This is a genomic window from Paenibacillus sp. NPDC093718, assembly GCF_050279985.1.
GTDB lineage: Bacteria > Bacillota > Bacilli > Paenibacillales > Paenibacillaceae > Paenibacillus_AQ.
Map to the genome: position 1 here is coordinate 596,522 of NZ_JBNNUS010000004.1, position 16,013 is coordinate 612,534.

Sequence of the window (16,013 nt, forward strand, 5' to 3'; positions counted from 1 at the left end):
CATGTCCAAATACAGCGCATCTTGGCATTGTAATCGCCGATAACTATCAAATCCAATTTGTTATGCGGACGTCTCGCCATTCAAAACAGACGGACACCCTCACGGTAAAAACAGCCCTCCTCTTTTTAAGATTACAAAAAAACCTCCATCCAAAAGCGGGCATACGCTAATAGACGGAGGCTCTTCCGTCGTATTCGGCAGCTGGCTGGCAGTAGCATTTGCATGTTCAGCAAATCCGTTAGCCCCTTTAGCTTTGCGTCCCCATCTTTCAATGGGTTTGCCATTATCGTACGAGTTTGATATATTTGAAAAATTTAAATATTAAACTAAAAGTATATTATAAAAGGTTTATAAGTTAGGCTCTAAAGACTCATCTTTGTAGTATTTTGTATCCATTTGTCGAATCGGGAAATTTATGACTTTATCAGCAGCACCAAAATAAATACTACTGGAGGCATCGTAGTAATAACCTTTCAAATCCCTCGGGCACACACCATGGGGACGCCAAACAAAAGGCATCTTCGCTAATTAATGCAAATAAAAAATCACCAACCCTAATGGAGCTGGTGAATGCTGTTAACCCAAAATTTTGATGTCTTCGCCGTTACTTGTGATACGGTTCAGCTTATCGGGTCTATCGGCGAATATCGCCATCCAGAGGGATACTGAAAAAGGTCCAACTATGCATGATTAAAAATAAATGAAAAACAACCATTGATGACTTCCATGCCATCAATGGTTGTTCTTAGTTACTTCATTATTTATCAATCAGATTAGTCACTTTCAGCATTCTAGCAATCAGTGCAGTTACTTCAGCACGTGTCATTTCTGCTTTTGGACTAAGGAGTTTAGGGCCATTGCCTTGGATAATTCCCGCATTGACCAGCTGAGCAACATCGCCTTGTGCCCAACCCGCTACGTTTGTCCCATCCGCATAAGGTGCCAGTGTAGAAGCGATCTGCTCCTGATTTGGCACATCTTCGGATTGAATCAAGCGGTACGCGCGGGCAATCATAGCAAAACCTTGCTCTCTCGTGATTTGCTGACTGCCTTTGAAGTTGCCGTCATCATAACCACGAACGATACCAATTTCATCCGCAAGGGCTACGGCATTACGATACCATGCCGAAGCTGGCACATCTGGAAAGATGTTTTGCGGTGCGTCCTGACGCATCAAGCCTAGGCCCAACACGATAATTTCAGCAAATTCAGAGCGTGTCACATGGCGCTTCGGCGAGAACGTGTTATCTCCGTTCCCCTTCAGACTCAGTCTTGCAGCAATATTGTTGACATCCTCTTTGCCCCAATGATACTGTACATCGTCGAAATCCTTCGGATTCCAGATGACCGAATAGGAGCCGCTGCTGCGAAGATCATTGATGAGTGCAAAGTACCGATTATCGATCTTTGTTACGACCGTCGGTACATGGAATACGGTGCCGTCCGGGTTAACGATAACGCCTGTCGTAATCCGGTTCGGATCTACGCCTTCCGGAATTGCGATGTATTTTGGCGCATATCCGCTCAGCTGACCGATTCTTACCGTCTCGCCTTCATGGCTAAACGTCAGATCCAGATCGACCGGGTCCACCAGCAGCTCGTAGCCTTCTGCTGCTGCAAGGCTTTTCGCCGAAGCAATCAGGTCTTCCGAAGAACGCTTGATGTCGATGCTTACGGCAATATCGCTAAGCTCTGCATTCCCCAATTGACCTGCTACGGAAGAGAGGTCCATATTAGCTGCAGGAACCGGATAAATCGCCAGCAGGTTGCCGATTTCCAGGTTGGCACCCTTATCGCTCAGCTGCTGCAGAGCGTCCGCCGTCAAGCCTTCCACCGTCATATCGCCTTCCTTCGGCGAATGAATCGCCAAGCTCTGACCTGTGCCTTCCGAGATGGCATCGGCCAGCTTGTCCTGATCCACCTTAACCGCCGTTATCGTCCGGCCGCCCGAAGTAGAAGCCGTACCCGTTGCAAAGACATTGTCATTGCCGTTCAATGTGACGTCGAGCTCGGAAGAAGTCGTAGGTGAAGTCGTGCTTCCTCCACCGCCGCTGCCTTTGTTGTCATCGTCATCGTCGTTATCGTTATCTCCGCCGCTGCTGATTCGGTTAACTGTGATTTTGTATAACGTTTCCCGGCCGTTCGCGGTAACTTTTACGACGATCGTATTGGCGCCTTCGTTCAATGGCAAGCCTTCGCTCACCGTTCCATTGTCCGTTTCCATCCAGGAGCCGCCGTTGAGCGAAATCTCGATTTTGGCGTTCGGATCCTGACCGGCGATATTATTCAAGATTGGCGTGGTATATACGGCATACGTTACGGTAGTAACGGTGTAATCGTAGGTGCCTCCGGTAAACGCCGGTGTCAGGGTGATCGGTCCATGTTCCGCATCATAAAGCTGTAAATCATCCAGCACGGCCGCATTCGATGCAGCTATCGTCACGGACTTATATTCGGTAACGGACTTGCCGTTTTTCACGGCCGTAATTTCAAACGTGTAATCGCCGTCAGCCAGCTCGTTATCCGGCGTAAAGCTCCACGTACCGTCTTCCAGAACCGTTACCGTCGGAGTATCCACGATATTGCCGTCTTTATCCTTGATCGCGACCGTAATGCTCGAGCCCGGGCTTGCCGTTCCGCTAAATTCAGGTTTGGATTCGGTCACAACCGTGCCGCTTGGTTCCTCTATGGTCAACGTTGGGGCCGAAGCGGCCACCGTCAACGATTTGGTCTCTGCAGCCGTCAGGCTGCCTTTGACCCCCGTGACTTCTACCGTATAGCTGCCGTCGGTCAAATCTACGCTTGGCGTAAACGACCAGTTGCCATTCTCGTCTACCGTGGCGATGCCGCCCGCACCTAGAACCGCTTGTCCGCCCGCATCTTTAATGACAACGGTAACTTCAGAACCCGCCTCCACTTCCCCTTTAATTTCCGGGTTGCGGATATATACGGTGTCTTCGCTTGGTTCGGTGATCCGCAGAGCAGCGGCAAACGGATCTTCAGCGTTCAGGCTGAAATCGCCGACAGCCGTTCCTTCTTCTTCAGCGCCGATCAGATGTCCGATGCCGCCGTCATAATTCGCATGTACCTCGTCGTCGCCTGACAGCGCGGTTCCCTCGGGCAGCGTTATGATGACCTTCGTCGGATCGTTCGAGTCTACTGCGACATCTTGAACGGTTACTGCAATTCCGTTAACCGTTACCGTAAATCCGTCCGTTGCCGCTTCTCCGGCACCAAGATTAAACTTAACCGCTTTATCGAAATCAATCGCAATCGTATTCGAGCCTTCGATGAAGCCTCCGGCTTCCGCTATCGGCGGATTCTTTTCGAGACCGTCAATAGCTGCCTGCAATGCGTCTATAGCCGCATCCACTTGGGCTTGCGTTGCCTCCGTGCTGTTTATAAGAGCTTCCGCTTCCCCGATTTTAGTTTGCAGGGCTAGCCAAGAAGCTTCCGTGTAATCCTGGTCGGTAATGAGTAAAGCCTCATTAACTGTTTTATCCAAAATAAACTTATTCGTGATCACAACGTCATTAAACAGCTCTACAGGAATACCGGTTTCGCCGTCTTTCAGACTGCCGCTGCCGTCATAACCCACGGAGATTTGACCGCCGGACGCTAACTGCGATTCCGTTAACGTAATCGAAATGGTCGACCCGTCAACAGTATAAGCAATGCCGGTAAGATCTCCATACGTTGCGTCCCCGATCATGATCGTGAAGCCCGTCAAATCTTCCAACGTGACATCGCGATCGAAGGTCAGATTCAGCGTATGGCCATCCGTTGCTTCCGCTAACTGCAACTGCGCATTATCCAGTTCCGGATAAGCAGCCGCAAACGTAAAGAAGGAGCCGTCCTCCAGGCTTGCACTGTCTAAAGTAACCTTACCGCCGATTACAGGATAGAAGGAATCGTTAGCATCAAACGTTTCATCATTGCTAATGATTATATGGCTTGCTTTTATTCCTTCGGCATCGTCGATTTGAAGCGTGATATACTGATCATTCCAATTCGTTTTTTCCACTTGGTAGGCACGATCCATCACTTTCACATAAATACCGTCCTTGATGATAGACGTATCGGCGTAATCCGCCGTGTCATCCATACCGTTATCTCCGAACACAAAATAGGAGTTGTCCACCATTTCTGCGATATTATCCGTATTGTCCGAATAAATCGTATTTCCAATCGCAATCGTTACATTCGCGCCTTTGGCTTGCGATTTGGATTGTTTTTGGTTTTGCGCTCCAAAGTCGTCGCGGCCGATTCCCGTAATACGGTTACTGTAATCCGCATGATTGGTCGAGCTCCAGAACACCGTACCGTCAGTTCCGTTCCAGTCGCTTGCTACATAATCGTGAGTTAACGTGATCCCGTACTTAAGTGCCAGGTAGCTATTAACCTTATCTCTCTCGTAGGTTTGTAATTCCCGATCATAAAGTATGGTTTCCGTCATTAGGCCGGTAAAACGACGGTTATGCCCCGCTCCGAAGTAATAGCCGCCGGAAGCCGAAGCTTTGTTAAAGCTTGGAGCATTACTGGTCGGCGTTTTCTCTGACAACATCTTTTCATTTAAATACATGCCAAAGGAATTTTGTGTACGCCGAACATTAAATATATCGGCCGTCCCTAATTCATATTGTCCGCTTGCATTATTAACTGATAAGACATCCGATACCGCATTGCCAAACGAGGTTACGATCGAGCCTGAAGTGAAAGTATCGCCGCTACCTTGTCCCCCAAAATGCCACGGAAAATTGCTCATCGTTCCTTCGTATGGCCCCTGAATGGAGAAAACTTCACGAGCCGTATCCGTCGTTTGGAATGGAGTTCTAATATAATAGCCTTTGGTGCTATTGATCAAAATCCCGCTGTTAAAGTTAATGGCGCCCTTTACCAGTGTATTGGGATTGGTAATTGTCCACACATTATCATTTTCAACATCAGGATCTAGGTCAACGAGGTCGGTTAATGATGTAATGCTTATATTATTCGCTGCCAAGTTCATGCTATCTTCGATATTGACCCATGAAATGAGCCCTTCGCTTACGCCGCCGGGGTAAACATCCTCCGTAACGGTAACCTCTTCCGCAGCGTAGGCTTCCTGAGGTTGAATGATGCCCGGCAATGAAAGCGTGCTTGTAACCATCAGGGCCGAGAGTGCCGTTGACAATCCGCGAACCATCTTGCTCTTGTGTCTTCTCATGATCTTCACAAACTATCACACACCTTTCCATTCTTCTAAACTAGTATCGAATAATGAAATAATGATTAGTCTTAATACAACCCCCTAATTTAGGATGATGTAGTATGCAAATCAGAAATAAAGAAACCATTTGCATGGTAACAAATGGAGTATAGTTTGACCTGCACAATAATTATCGGCTATTCATCACCTATTGTTTATAAAACCCTGGACTTATTTTCTTAATTAGAAATAGACGGAGGTTTTTATCATATTCGGCAGAAGCAAGGCCCTTATGCATTAATTTATTGAATTTTGAGGGCTCAGATTTCAAATGAAGAGAGAGATTGAAGAAAACAAAGCAAGAGCTAGCCGAGCCTTGAACGATGTAATGGGAATACTGACATAGTACCCGCCCGGTTCCAGTCAACTTCCATAATTTCGCCGTTTTTTATAGTACGGTTGTTTAGAACAAAAACTTGTCCTTACCTACGTTACGGTTCAACACCGCGACGATTGATATGAAAAGCTTGGTGAATGCTGGACGAAAGTGCCTGTACAGTTTCTTTTTCGGAGAGGAACTCCATCGTTATTCGGTGGCAGACAACTCGAAACATTAAGATTGGCCGCGATTGTCGAAGGCTTGACAATCCTTGCATTGCTCCGCCCGGAGCTCTACACACCGGAGACCGTTGAGCAGATCGTCACCCGCCATCTTCAGGAGCTATGCTCGCAAGCTACGAATGGAGAGCATGTAGACTTTTCCCGAAAAAACTTGCCGTCACTTATGATACGGCTCAGCTTAACGGGTCTATCGGCGAAAAAGTTGATAATTAGCTCCATGCCTTTTAATGATAATTTACTTATAACCCTCCCTACCGAGAGTTTTAACCTGCCGCGCCTAAAAATTCATTCCATATATAAAACGAAAAGGACCGGATTCCTCCGGTCCCTTCGTACTATTTTAGTAACAACTGCCTCCTAAAGCTTACCTTGAGGGGTTGCCCTTTTCACCTATATATTTATGTTTTTTTTCTCTTTAACAGGAACAGTCCTGCAAAGAAAATGATGCATCCAGCCATTAAATAGTTGTACATATTTGTAGCTGTATCCGGCAACTTGTTACCTGTGCCTTTACTGTATCCGGACTCTACGTTCGCCGAGTCATTCGAATTACCGGATTGCCCAGGTGCTTCCGAGTCACCGGCCACATCCGTGTCATCCGAACCATTGGATCCTCCGGATTGGCTGGAGTCTGGGGATTCAGAATCGGAATCCCCAAATCCCGGATTCGGCTTATCGGTAGATCCATCATTCGTATCTCCTGGGATACCTGGATTACTTCCGCTTCGGCCACCAATGATGATATCTTCATATGGATGATCTGGATCGATCAGATTATCCCCGGTTACTTCACCTACGTTGCGGATCGTCTGCCCGTCTTGCCCTGCTATCAGTTTGGCACGGAACACGATGGTATGCCATGCGGTATCCGTAATGTTGCCGAACTGTCCGTTAACCTTACCGTCAGCATAGGAGCCTTTATCGCTGTCTGGGGCATCCGTTACGGAGACGCCGTCCACTTTCAAGCTGCCTGCCACATATTTCAGCTCGTTCAGCAGTTCGTCCGCAATCACAAGGTTCGTTACCGAAGTCGCAGGTGCGGTGTTGCGTGTCCGGATCGTGTATTCGATCACGTCCCCGACTTGAATCGTACCACCATTAAGATCCTTAACTTCTTTCCCGGATTCCAAGGCAGGAGCCGGACCGACAGGATTCGGTTCATTGATCGTGACCTCTTCACTCGGACGATTTGGAACATTCAGGTTATCTCCGTTAACTACGCCAACATTCTTAATGATGTCGCCATGCTTACCATTGACAACCTTCGCCTGGAACTCCAGCGTATGCCAAGCAGTGTCCGTCACGGTTCCAAAGCTTCCTTTAACTTTACCGTTTACGTATTCGCCTCTGTCGCTGTCAGCGCTATCCGTTACAGAGACGCCGTCCACTTTCAATGTCCCTGTTACGTATTCAAGCTCTTGCGGCAGTTCATCCGAAATCACCAGGTTGGTTACTTGGCTGCCAGAAACCGTGTTGCGGGCACGGATCGTATACTCAATCGTATCCCCGACTTCGATGCTGCCTCCGTTCAGATCATTTGCCAATTTCCCGGATTCAACGACAGGCGGCTCCACAGGTGGTTCTGGCTCAACAATAACTTTTTCCGTTGGTGTGCCTGGCTGGTCAATATTGTCACCTTTCACTAACGCAGTATTTTGGATCGTCTGACCGCCTTCTCCCGCTTGAATCACAGCCTGGAACTCCAGCGTATGCCAGTTCATATCCTTCACATTGCCAAATGAACCATATACTTGCCCTGTAACCGAATAACCAGCGTCATTGTCATCCGCATCCGTGACAGATACACCGTCCACCTTTAAGGTGCTCGGAACGTATTCCAGCCCTGCCGGCAGAGTATCCGTTATCGTCAGATTCTCCAAATAAGTATCGTTAACCACACCTCTCACACGAATCGTATAAGAGATGGTATCCCCGACTTCATACGTGGCCTTGGTTACATTCGTATTTGCTGCAAATTTCTCCGATTCGACATGCGGATTCCGTGGATATATTTCCACTTCTGCTCGCGGCCTGTCCGGTGTAGCGACATTGTCGCCATTTACAGTGGCGATATTGATAATTTCCTTACTCGCTTGTCCAGATTGTACGACCGCTTTAAATTGAACCGTATGGCAATCCATATCCGAGACGTCACCGAACTCGCCGACAACTTGGCTTGATGCATAATGACCACTATCGTCCCCTTCAGCATCCGTAACAGAAACGCCGTCCACGGTGAGACTGCCCGGTACATATTCCAGTTCTGAAGGAACCGAATCCGAAACCATGAGATTTTTCACCGTGCTGTCTGCAATTGTGTTTCGAGCTTTAATCGTATACAGCAGTGTATCGCCTACTTCAGGGTGCGCTGCGTCCGTGTTTCCAGCCGCTTTCTCCTCAATGCTTACTATTTTACTGGAATCAAATTCAGGAAAAATCACCTTTCAATTTCCATACCAGATCATCAGAAGAACCGTCAGGAATTTGATCCATTAACTCCTTGGAAATTCCCTTGTCAGAAAGAACTAAAAGCCCCTGAAACTCAAGGTAACAGAGGCTCTGACATTCCTTTATATCACACGATCACCAACACTCTCAACTCCCCACACAACCCAATTTATCGCCGTCACTTATGATACGGTTCCCCCCGATTAATCTTCACCGCCCGGTAAATCTGCTCCACCAGCACCAGCCGCATCAGCTGGTGCGGCAGGGTCATCCGCCCGAAGCTAAGTTTCGTCTGGGCGCGCTTCAGCACGTCCTCAGAGAGGCCGTTGGAGCCGCCGATGATAAAGGACACATTGCTGGTCCCGTACGTGCCCAGCTTGTCCATATGGGCCGCCAGGTCCTCGCTGGACCACAGCTGGCCGCCGATCGCAAGGGCGATGACATGAGTGTCGGGCTTGATATGGCTGAGAATGCCCACGCCCTCCTTCTCCTGCACTTGGCGCATTTCCGCTTCGCTCATGTTCTCTGGCGCTTTCTCATCCGGCACCTCGTGCACGGACATGCGCACGTAAGGCGCAAGACGCTTACTGTATTCGGCAATGCCCTGCACCAGGTACTTCTCCTTCAACTTGCCTACGCATACGATCTGTATATTCATGGCGTATTTTCGCTCCTTAAACTCTGCTGTTATGTCGTTCATTCTAACATTGTACCGCCACCAATTAAAGGACATACCCGATACCCATCCCACCTTCTGAGAGAGCCTTCATCCTCATGTGAGTTCCATTAGCTCAAACATATCAAAAAAAGCCGCTCTCCCTAGAGCAACTCTTCTCTTCGTATCTATTTTAAAATGATCGGCAGCTCTCTCAGCGCAAACATAATCGTGCTATCCATCCGTGCCAGTTCTACGGAGCGATCACGACGAAATTGGGGATAACGGTCCAGCAAGGTCTGAAGGGCAATCCGGGACTCCATACGGGCCAGCTGGGAGCCCATGCAGTAATGGATGCCGCTTCCCAGGCCCAGGTGCGGGTTCGGGTTGCGGTGGATGTTGAATACATCCGGCTGATCGAACACATCCTCGTCATGGTTGGCCGAGGCCATCCAGATATAAACGTACTGCCCTAGCTTCAGCTCCTGCCCCCGCAGCACCGTGTCCTGCTTCACGCTGCGGAACATTACTTGAACAGGCGAGAAGTAACGGAAGACTTCCTCGATTGCCCCTGGAAGCAGCGCTGAGTCTCCAAGCACCTCTGCCCGGACCTCAGGCAGACTGTCGAAGGCAAGCACCGCCGATGAGATCAGATTGGTTGTTGTTTCATTACCCGCTACGAGAAGGAGAATACAGAACCCGATAATCTCCAGTTCGGTTAGGTGTTCATTGTCGATACGCGCCTCCACCAGCTTCGTGATCAGATCCTCCTGCGGATGGCGACGCCGGTTCTCGGCAATCTCCGAGAAGTATTCGCTCATATCGCGCTGGCACTGATAATAAGCCTCCCCATTGTCACCCACCAACGCGTCCGACCAGGCCTTGAATCGTTCCCGATCTTCCATCGATACACCGAGCATTTCCGCGATTACCGTGATCGGCAGCGGACTTGCGAGATCGGCCACGATATCCATCTTCCCCTTCTTCTCCGCTTCGTCCAGCAGGGATGTCGTAATCTCCTGGATCTTGGGGGCAAGCGATTCAATCATGCGAGGCGTAAAAGCATGGGATACCAGCTTACGCAGCTGACGGTGTTTCGGCGGGTCCTGCCGAAGAACACTGGATTCAATCGGATCATCGGAAGAAGAGCCCCCTTGGGAAGAGAACACTTCGTAGTTCGTGAAGACGGCTTTGACATCCTCGTATTTAAAGACATTCCAGGCTCCATGGCCATCCATCGTCGTCACCGGTGATTCCGTTCTCATCTGGCGGAACCATTCCAGCGGGAGTAAACCGTTCTTATTCCATTCCATGCTTAACACCTTCGCTTTCTATCGCAAAATTTGAACTGACTGGTCAGTTATATGCATGTAAAAAAAGAAGGCCCTGCTTAATCAAGCGATATAAACAGGCCTTGAGTAATCATCGTGAAGGCGAACCGCTCCAGATCCTCACGCGAATACGTATCCTGATGATTCAGGTAATAATTACAGGTGCTCTCCAGCGTACCCACGATGCTGGCAGCGGCCAGATTGGGATCAACGGCTCGACACAGATTCTCTTCACACTGTCCCTCCTCGATGATGCTGGCCAGGAAGCTTAAATACTTCCGTTTCAGCTCCTTTAGCTCATCCAGGACATCCTGCTCGATGCCGTTCGAAATCTCATTAAATACGATGTGCGAGAAATGGCGGGATTCGAGAAACAGATCCAGATGATGGCGAATCGTGCGCTCAATCTTCTCCTTCATTGGCAGGGAGGAATTCAGATCCGCCTCCGTCCGCTGCATGATATCTTCGAAGCCCTGCTTCACCACCGTTTTGAAGAGCTGGGATTTACCCGGGAAGTTATAGTACAGCGTCCCCTTGGCTACCTGTGCGCGGGCGGCAATCTCGTCCATGCTTGCGCGGTGATATCCGTTCTCGGAGAATACTTCAATGGCTGCTTGGATAATTTTATCTTTGCTCACAATTGGATCGGCCCTTTCACATCTATATTTCAGTTCACCGTTCTTATTCTGACTGGTCAGTTCAAAAATAAGATACCACGCTGGGAAAAATTAGTCAACCGAAAGACATGCCTATATCAATACCGGAATTTTTGCCCATATATTTCGATTCTTATGCTGATTTCCGTGGTATCCTATACATATGGCCCAATACAGTGTATATTTCAACAGTGCTGGTAAACAATCAGCATATAGGGACAAGAATATACCGTAACGGAGTGATTGATTGAGTAAATCCAAGGGCAAGGGCGGAACAGGCAGAGGCACGGGCAAGAAGGGCTGGAGCCGTTGGGATGCAAGTGCGAGAAGAGCGAAGAGTAAACCCAAACCTTATACCAGTAAAGGGGCCAAGCAGGCAGACGGTACATCGGAAGCCGAGAATCATAAAGGTACCCCATAATGAACATATGGTACAGATCGACCTGATACATCATATTGAAGGAGATGAACGGATTGGACAATCAAGAATTGATAACGGATATGCCCGAGAATTATGAGGAGCTCAAAAGCTCCGCCAACCGGAACGCCAATTGGAGAGAACGGTTAGACGCGGTGGAAGCGCTCGGGAATTGGAAAAATCAGAAATCCATTGATATCTTGCTGCATAGACTGAATACGGATGCGGTTTATCAGGTGCGAGAGGCAGCCTATCGTAAACTCCTGGCCTTTGGGGAGAACGTGCAGATGCCGGAAAGACCCAAAGGCGAGCTGATGAAGGACGTTTCGAAGGTGCTGCTGCGCATCAAAAAAAGCCTTCCCCGTGACCACACGTATGAAGACTTCAAAGAGAAATTAAAAAAAATGAGGGTCGACATCTACGATACGTACGAAGGTGACAAAGGCGCTGACTTTGATCACTGGCTGGAACAAACCTGGTCTTCGTTATTAAGACGATAACAGCGTGCCAAGCTTTCCGGATGCTGTCATGTATATGAGAAATCCGGTTATGTTATACTGAACACAAATATTAGTTATAGGAGTGGTACTCTGAGAAAGCAAAAGCCCATGTCGTTTGATGATCTGTTGAAGGAATTACAAGGCCAAAAATCGGTACAGGAGGATCCGGATAACATCTCTCTGGAAAAGCTGTTCAATGAATCGTTTATGCGTAAACATTCATCCCACAGCAGTTTTGGGGATTTTGTCGTAAAAGGTAACTTCCAAGTGGAAACGCACGAAGATATCGATAACATTCCGGATGAACTGTTTGACCGTCATGTTTCAAGAGAAACCGATTTCCCGGATTGGAAATCAATGCTGGAGCAAGCAAAAGCCGATTACGCGGCTGCCATTAAGTAAATCATGATAATGTCGCTGCTATCTCGCAGCTATGAAAAGGGGCCCCAAGGCCCCTTTTTCTATTCCATTCGCCATCCGTGCGGGCATATGACATGATTCTCCATACTTACTCGGACTTGGATTCCGATTCCGTCCCCGCCTTATCCCTGAACTTCTTGTAGAGTTTCGTAATATTCGCCGTATTGATCTCAATGTTGTGCTCGTAAGCGTATTTCACCGCATAACCAAGCGCCAGGGTGGTGGCACCCGCTACCGTCGCTCCGGCGACCGATCCCGCTCCAGGGAAGACTTTCACGATCTGCCGAAAAAGGCTCTTGCCGATATTCCCAAATATCGTGGCAATGACCAGTTCCTTCGCCGTCTCCTTGCTGATCGGCCTATTGTACAGCACCGCAAGCCTGGTAAGCAGGCTCACCTGAATGCCGGTAATCGGAATAATATCCGATCCCGGTATAGGTGATGCGCCTACCGCTCCTGCAGAGATCGAGGCTCCGATAATCCATCCGTTGGCAGTCGCCGACTTCTCCTTGATACTTTTGGCAAAGAGAATGTCTTTAGACTTTTTTTTAAGGATCTCCAGAATGCTGCTCCGCAGCCGGTCGATATTCTCACCCGTCCGTGAGGATACCGGCGCAACCTCATAGCACCCTCCGGTCTCCTTCCTGATCCGCGCCACCAGACGGTCGATTTCATCTGCGGCATCAATTTTGTTCAGCACGATCAAGATGTTTGTGTTCACGGCCTGAATCATCTCAAAGGACTTCTTCTCCGACTCGGAGAAGACCGTGCCCGCAGCGTTCAGGAAGAATAGAACGATATCCGCTTGTTTATAGTATTTCAAGGTTATCTCCGAGTTCGCGGTGTTCACATCATTCAACCCGGGTGTATCCATGAAGTAAATATGTTCCTTGTACTTATGCGGTTTAATTTCCGTCGTTTCTCCAGGCTCTGCCCCGACGCCAGCGACCTCTTCGCCCACGATCCGGTTCATGGTGGAGGACTTGCCTGTGTTCACATCACCAATCAGAGCGATGAGAATTTCCTGCTTCAGCTGTCGGTTGATTTCATCCATTTCCTTCTCATAGGCCTCATCAGCTGCCCGACTGATCTCGTCTTCCCATGATCTTCTGTAGTCACCCATTTCTGATCGTCTCCATTCACGATAGGTTATCGCGCCTCGCTGTAATCTATACATCCATCATACACTATGAAGGTCTGTACAACGAAGCCGGTTGCTCATTCCAGAGACAACGATCGGAATGTTTGGCCGTACTTATTATTTACCTCTTCGTACACTCCATGAAAAGGCTGTTCATGAACGAAACCGCTCCTCAAGAACGTCTAAACAAAAAAAGCGTGAAATCATCACGCTTTCTCATTCGCATTATTTATTTAATTAACATGTTCACGTTACACAACTAAAAACTCAGCATGCTTCTCGCACTCCGCGCACTTCACCGGTGGGTCCCAGTCCGAAAACTCGGTCTCCTTCAGATCAACAATATCCGGGGCATCCTCATATTCATCCACGAAATTTTCGATCGCTAGTTCCACATGTTCCTTGCATACGACGTACATTCTATGCATCCTTTCTATCTTTCGCCTCATGTTGTGTTTATCTTCAAACCAGTATAGCCACTCTTCTGTTCTACCACACTCTACGAGAAAAAGAAATGTTTTTAACCCATTTGCTCATCCCGGCCGGATTTCAATCCTCAAAAGCTTCCTATCTATCCATGGATTTCACATCAAAAGTCCTTATTACCCCCATCATTTCAATGCGGACAGCAAAAAAGAGCGTAATCCACGCTCTTCTTCGCGGCCGTTTCACGGCTCGTATCTAACCCTTTTCAAATCTCTCTATATGGGATACTATTCAACGCTAACCATAATATATACCCATGAATGCTGCACTAAACAATGGACAAGCACGTTCACTCCAAAAAATCCGCAGTGATTCGGCCAACCAAGTCAGCCGATCCAGCCTGCCTTATTCTCCAGGCTTCTCTTCCAGCTTCACCTTCAGCGACTGCAGCTTGCCGTCACGATAGAAGGTCACGTCCAGGTCTTTGCCTACCTTCGTGTTATAGTAAAGGTGCTTGCGCAGCTCCAGCGTTGTCGTAATCGGCTTGCCATCCAGCTTGACGATCACGTCATTCAGCTGCAGACCCGCATCCAGCGCAGGTCCAAGCGCATCCAGAACGACCACGCCTTCGGTTACGGACTTCGGCAGCTTGAGGCCCTCCTTCTCCTTCTTACTCAACGGAGCATACGGATTACTCAAGTCTACGGTGTATACGCCAAGATAAGGGCGGGCAATATGCCCCTTCAGCATCAGCTCGGTTACAACCTCCGTAATTTCATTGACCGGAATCGCAAACCCAAGGCCTTCGACGCCGGTGTCTGCAATTTTCATCGTGTTGATGCCGATAACTTTACCGTTCAAATCCACCAAAGCGCCCCCGCTATTCCCTTCATTAATGGCAGCGTCGGTCTGAATGACCTCCTGCTCCCAATCGTAGATGCCATCCTGGTTCAAGGATACGGGTATCACACGGTTCGTATAGCTGACAATCCCGGATGTGAGCGTGTCGCCAAGGCCCAGCGGGTTGCCGATGGCGATGACGGTTTCGCCGAGACGAAGCTTGGAGGAATCCCCAAACTCTGCAACCTCTCCGATGCCTTTACTGTCAATCGACAGAACGGCAATATCGCTGACGTTGTCCGTGCCAACCAAGGTCGCCTTCTTCTTCTCGCCTCCTACCAGCACAACCTCCAGGGAGTCGGCGCCTTCCACCACATGGTTATTCGTAATCACGAAGGCTTTGCCTTCGAGTTTCTTGAAGATAACGCCAGAGCCCAGGGCGTCCTCCTGTGAACCGCCGAAATCTTCGCCAAAATCAAAATCTTCGCCGAAGTCGAACCCTTCCGGAAGCTCGTAGTCCCCTTCATCCTCAGACAGCGTGTCGGACTGCTCCTCCAGACCTTCACCCTCGATACCTTCCTCTTCAGGAAGCACGGTCTCTTTATGCGTCAGCACGCTAACAACGGCCGGACGCACCTTCTGGGCAGCGCTAATAATCCGTTCATAGGGATCTCCATCGGACGTGGACAGCTGATGGCTGCCATTAATCATGGTAATCGGTGAAGAGGTCGCTGGATGTCCTGTTATGAAGCTGAATAACATCACCGCAATCAGAGCACTGCACACAGAACTAATCGCGGAAATCTGAAATGTGGATAAACCCCTTTTACGGCGGGTCGTCCGCCACTTCGTTCGCTCAGGTCGGTCCTCGCTGGTATTTTTGCTCCGTCTGGAAATTTTAGTTGAATAGAAATCATCGTCAAATAATCCCATTGCGATCCCTCTCTCCCCATGGTTGCTACGCGTCAAGATACTTTACCAGCTTCAGACTCTCCGCCATTACCGACTGACCTATGAAATCATCTTGTCGTCATAACAACCTGCCCTGCACCGAGTGTATCTAGCTTCCTATGAAATCGGCAGCGTGCCACCTGTAAATATCTCTCTATTGTAATGACTCTTCAGCGGCTCAAAAAGTTGCATTTTTGAGCATTCTATTTGAACTTTTATCGAAATATCGCTCTACATCGAATATCTCAATCCATCGCCTGAAATCTAGTTCCATAAAAGGTATGTATTGCCACCCGACAGTTCAAAAAAAACCCTGTATTCTTCTATTACCACAAACAGGGCGACTTAAGCGCGAAACATCTGTTTTTTCTAAAAAAAGATGGGAAAACTTGGGCCATCCGTATTTTAAAAATGCGAA

12 protein-coding genes and 1 riboswitch are annotated in these 16,013 nt (G+C 48.6%); of the genes, 4 read left to right on the forward strand and 8 right to left on the reverse strand.

Going from position 1 to position 16,013, the window contains the following annotated elements:
* Positions 1-193 precede the first annotated feature (193 nt).
* Positions 194-292: riboswitch (cyclic di-GMP riboswitch) on the reverse strand.
* A gap of 465 nt (positions 293-757) precedes the next feature.
* Positions 758-5,206 (reverse strand): S-layer homology domain-containing protein, encoded by a 4,449-nt coding sequence (locus tag ACQKPA_RS15525; RefSeq protein WP_427493579.1) that lies wholly within the window; start codon positions 5,204-5,206, stop codon positions 758-760.
* A 529-nt stretch (positions 5,207-5,735) separates the two neighbouring features.
* Here ACQKPA_RS15525 and ACQKPA_RS15530 point away from each other — a divergent pair.
* Positions 5,736-6,170: a TetR family transcriptional regulator C-terminal domain-containing protein gene (locus ACQKPA_RS15530; RefSeq protein WP_427493516.1), complete on the forward strand. Its 435-nt coding sequence runs from the start codon at positions 5,736-5,738 to the stop codon at positions 6,168-6,170.
* Positions 6,171-6,207: 37 nt separating this feature from the next.
* Here the strand turns inward: ACQKPA_RS15530 and ACQKPA_RS15535 are convergent, their stop codons facing one another.
* The 4 genes from ACQKPA_RS15535 to ACQKPA_RS15550 all read right to left on the reverse strand — a co-directional run bounded on the left by ACQKPA_RS15535 (position 6,208) and on the right by ACQKPA_RS15550 (position 10,881).
* Positions 6,208-8,250: an isopeptide-forming domain-containing fimbrial protein gene (locus ACQKPA_RS15535; protein WP_427493517.1), complete on the reverse strand. Its 2,043-nt coding sequence runs from the start codon at positions 8,248-8,250 to the stop codon at positions 6,208-6,210.
* Between the two features lie 185 nt (positions 8,251-8,435).
* Complete coding sequence (gene rlmH / locus ACQKPA_RS15540; protein WP_427493518.1) at positions 8,436-8,915, reverse strand: 23S rRNA (pseudouridine(1915)-N(3))-methyltransferase RlmH; 480 nt, start codon at positions 8,913-8,915, stop codon at positions 8,436-8,438.
* A 185-nt stretch (positions 8,916-9,100) separates the two neighbouring features.
* On the reverse strand, positions 9,101-10,225 hold the full coding sequence (locus tag ACQKPA_RS15545) for a cytochrome P450 (RefSeq protein WP_427493519.1): 1,125 nt from the start codon (positions 10,223-10,225) through the stop codon (positions 9,101-9,103).
* 77 nt (positions 10,226-10,302) lie between these two features.
* The gene (locus ACQKPA_RS15550) at positions 10,303-10,881 is read right to left on the reverse strand and encodes a TetR/AcrR family transcriptional regulator (RefSeq protein ID WP_427493520.1); all 579 of its coding nucleotides are present in this window, start codon (positions 10,879-10,881) and stop codon (positions 10,303-10,305) included.
* Positions 10,882-11,146: 265 nt separating this feature from the next.
* Here ACQKPA_RS15550 and ACQKPA_RS15555 point away from each other — a divergent pair, with 265 nt between their 5' ends.
* The 3 genes from ACQKPA_RS15555 to ACQKPA_RS15565 all read left to right on the forward strand — a co-directional run bounded on the left by ACQKPA_RS15555 (position 11,147) and on the right by ACQKPA_RS15565 (position 12,219).
* The gene (locus ACQKPA_RS15555) at positions 11,147-11,320 is read left to right on the forward strand and encodes a DUF3934 family protein (protein ID WP_098749563.1); all 174 of its coding nucleotides are present in this window, start codon (positions 11,147-11,149) and stop codon (positions 11,318-11,320) included.
* A gap of 53 nt (positions 11,321-11,373) precedes the next feature.
* Positions 11,374-11,817, forward strand: a complete 444-nt coding sequence (locus ACQKPA_RS15560; RefSeq protein WP_427493521.1) for a HEAT repeat domain-containing protein — start codon at positions 11,374-11,376, stop codon at positions 11,815-11,817.
* Positions 11,818-11,925: 108 nt separating this feature from the next.
* The gene (locus tag ACQKPA_RS15565) at positions 11,926-12,219 is read left to right on the forward strand and encodes a hypothetical protein (RefSeq protein WP_071219362.1); all 294 of its coding nucleotides are present in this window, start codon (positions 11,926-11,928) and stop codon (positions 12,217-12,219) included.
* 106 nt (positions 12,220-12,325) lie between these two features.
* Here ACQKPA_RS15565 and ACQKPA_RS15570 read toward each other — a convergent pair whose 3' ends face one another.
* The 3 genes from ACQKPA_RS15570 to ACQKPA_RS15580 all read right to left on the reverse strand — a co-directional run bounded on the left by ACQKPA_RS15570 (position 12,326) and on the right by ACQKPA_RS15580 (position 15,577).
* Positions 12,326-13,360, reverse strand: a complete 1,035-nt coding sequence (locus ACQKPA_RS15570; protein ID WP_427493522.1) for a GTPase — start codon at positions 13,358-13,360, stop codon at positions 12,326-12,328.
* A 269-nt stretch (positions 13,361-13,629) separates the two neighbouring features.
* Positions 13,630-13,797, reverse strand: coding sequence for a CxxH/CxxC protein (locus tag ACQKPA_RS15575; RefSeq protein ID WP_006207301.1), 168 nt, complete (start codon positions 13,795-13,797; stop codon positions 13,630-13,632).
* A 412-nt stretch (positions 13,798-14,209) separates the two neighbouring features.
* Positions 14,210-15,577, reverse strand: coding sequence for a S1C family serine protease (locus tag ACQKPA_RS15580; protein ID WP_427493523.1), 1,368 nt, complete (start codon positions 15,575-15,577; stop codon positions 14,210-14,212).
* Between the last annotated feature and the right edge of the window lie 436 nt (positions 15,578-16,013).

Coding starts and splice junctions, on each gene's coding strand:
- ACQKPA_RS15525 (WP_427493579.1), bottom strand. CDS start 5,206: ATGAGAAGACACAAGAGCAAGATGGTTCGCGGATTGTCAACGGCACTC.
- rlmH (WP_427493518.1), bottom strand. CDS start 8,915: ATGAATATACAGATCGTATGCGTAGGCAAGTTGAAGGAGAAGTACCTG.
- ACQKPA_RS15545 (WP_427493519.1), bottom strand. CDS start 10,225: ATGGAATGGAATAAGAACGGTTTACTCCCGCTGGAATGGTTCCGCCAG.
- ACQKPA_RS15565 (WP_071219362.1), top strand. CDS start 11,926: ATGTCGTTTGATGATCTGTTGAAGGAATTACAAGGCCAAAAATCGGTA.
- ACQKPA_RS15570 (WP_427493522.1), bottom strand. CDS start 13,360: ATGGGTGACTACAGAAGATCATGGGAAGACGAGATCAGTCGGGCAGCT.
- ACQKPA_RS15575 (WP_006207301.1), bottom strand. CDS start 13,797: ATGTACGTCGTATGCAAGGAACATGTGGAACTAGCGATCGAAAATTTC.
- ACQKPA_RS15580 (WP_427493523.1), bottom strand. CDS start 15,577: ATGGGATTATTTGACGATGATTTCTATTCAACTAAAATTTCCAGACGG.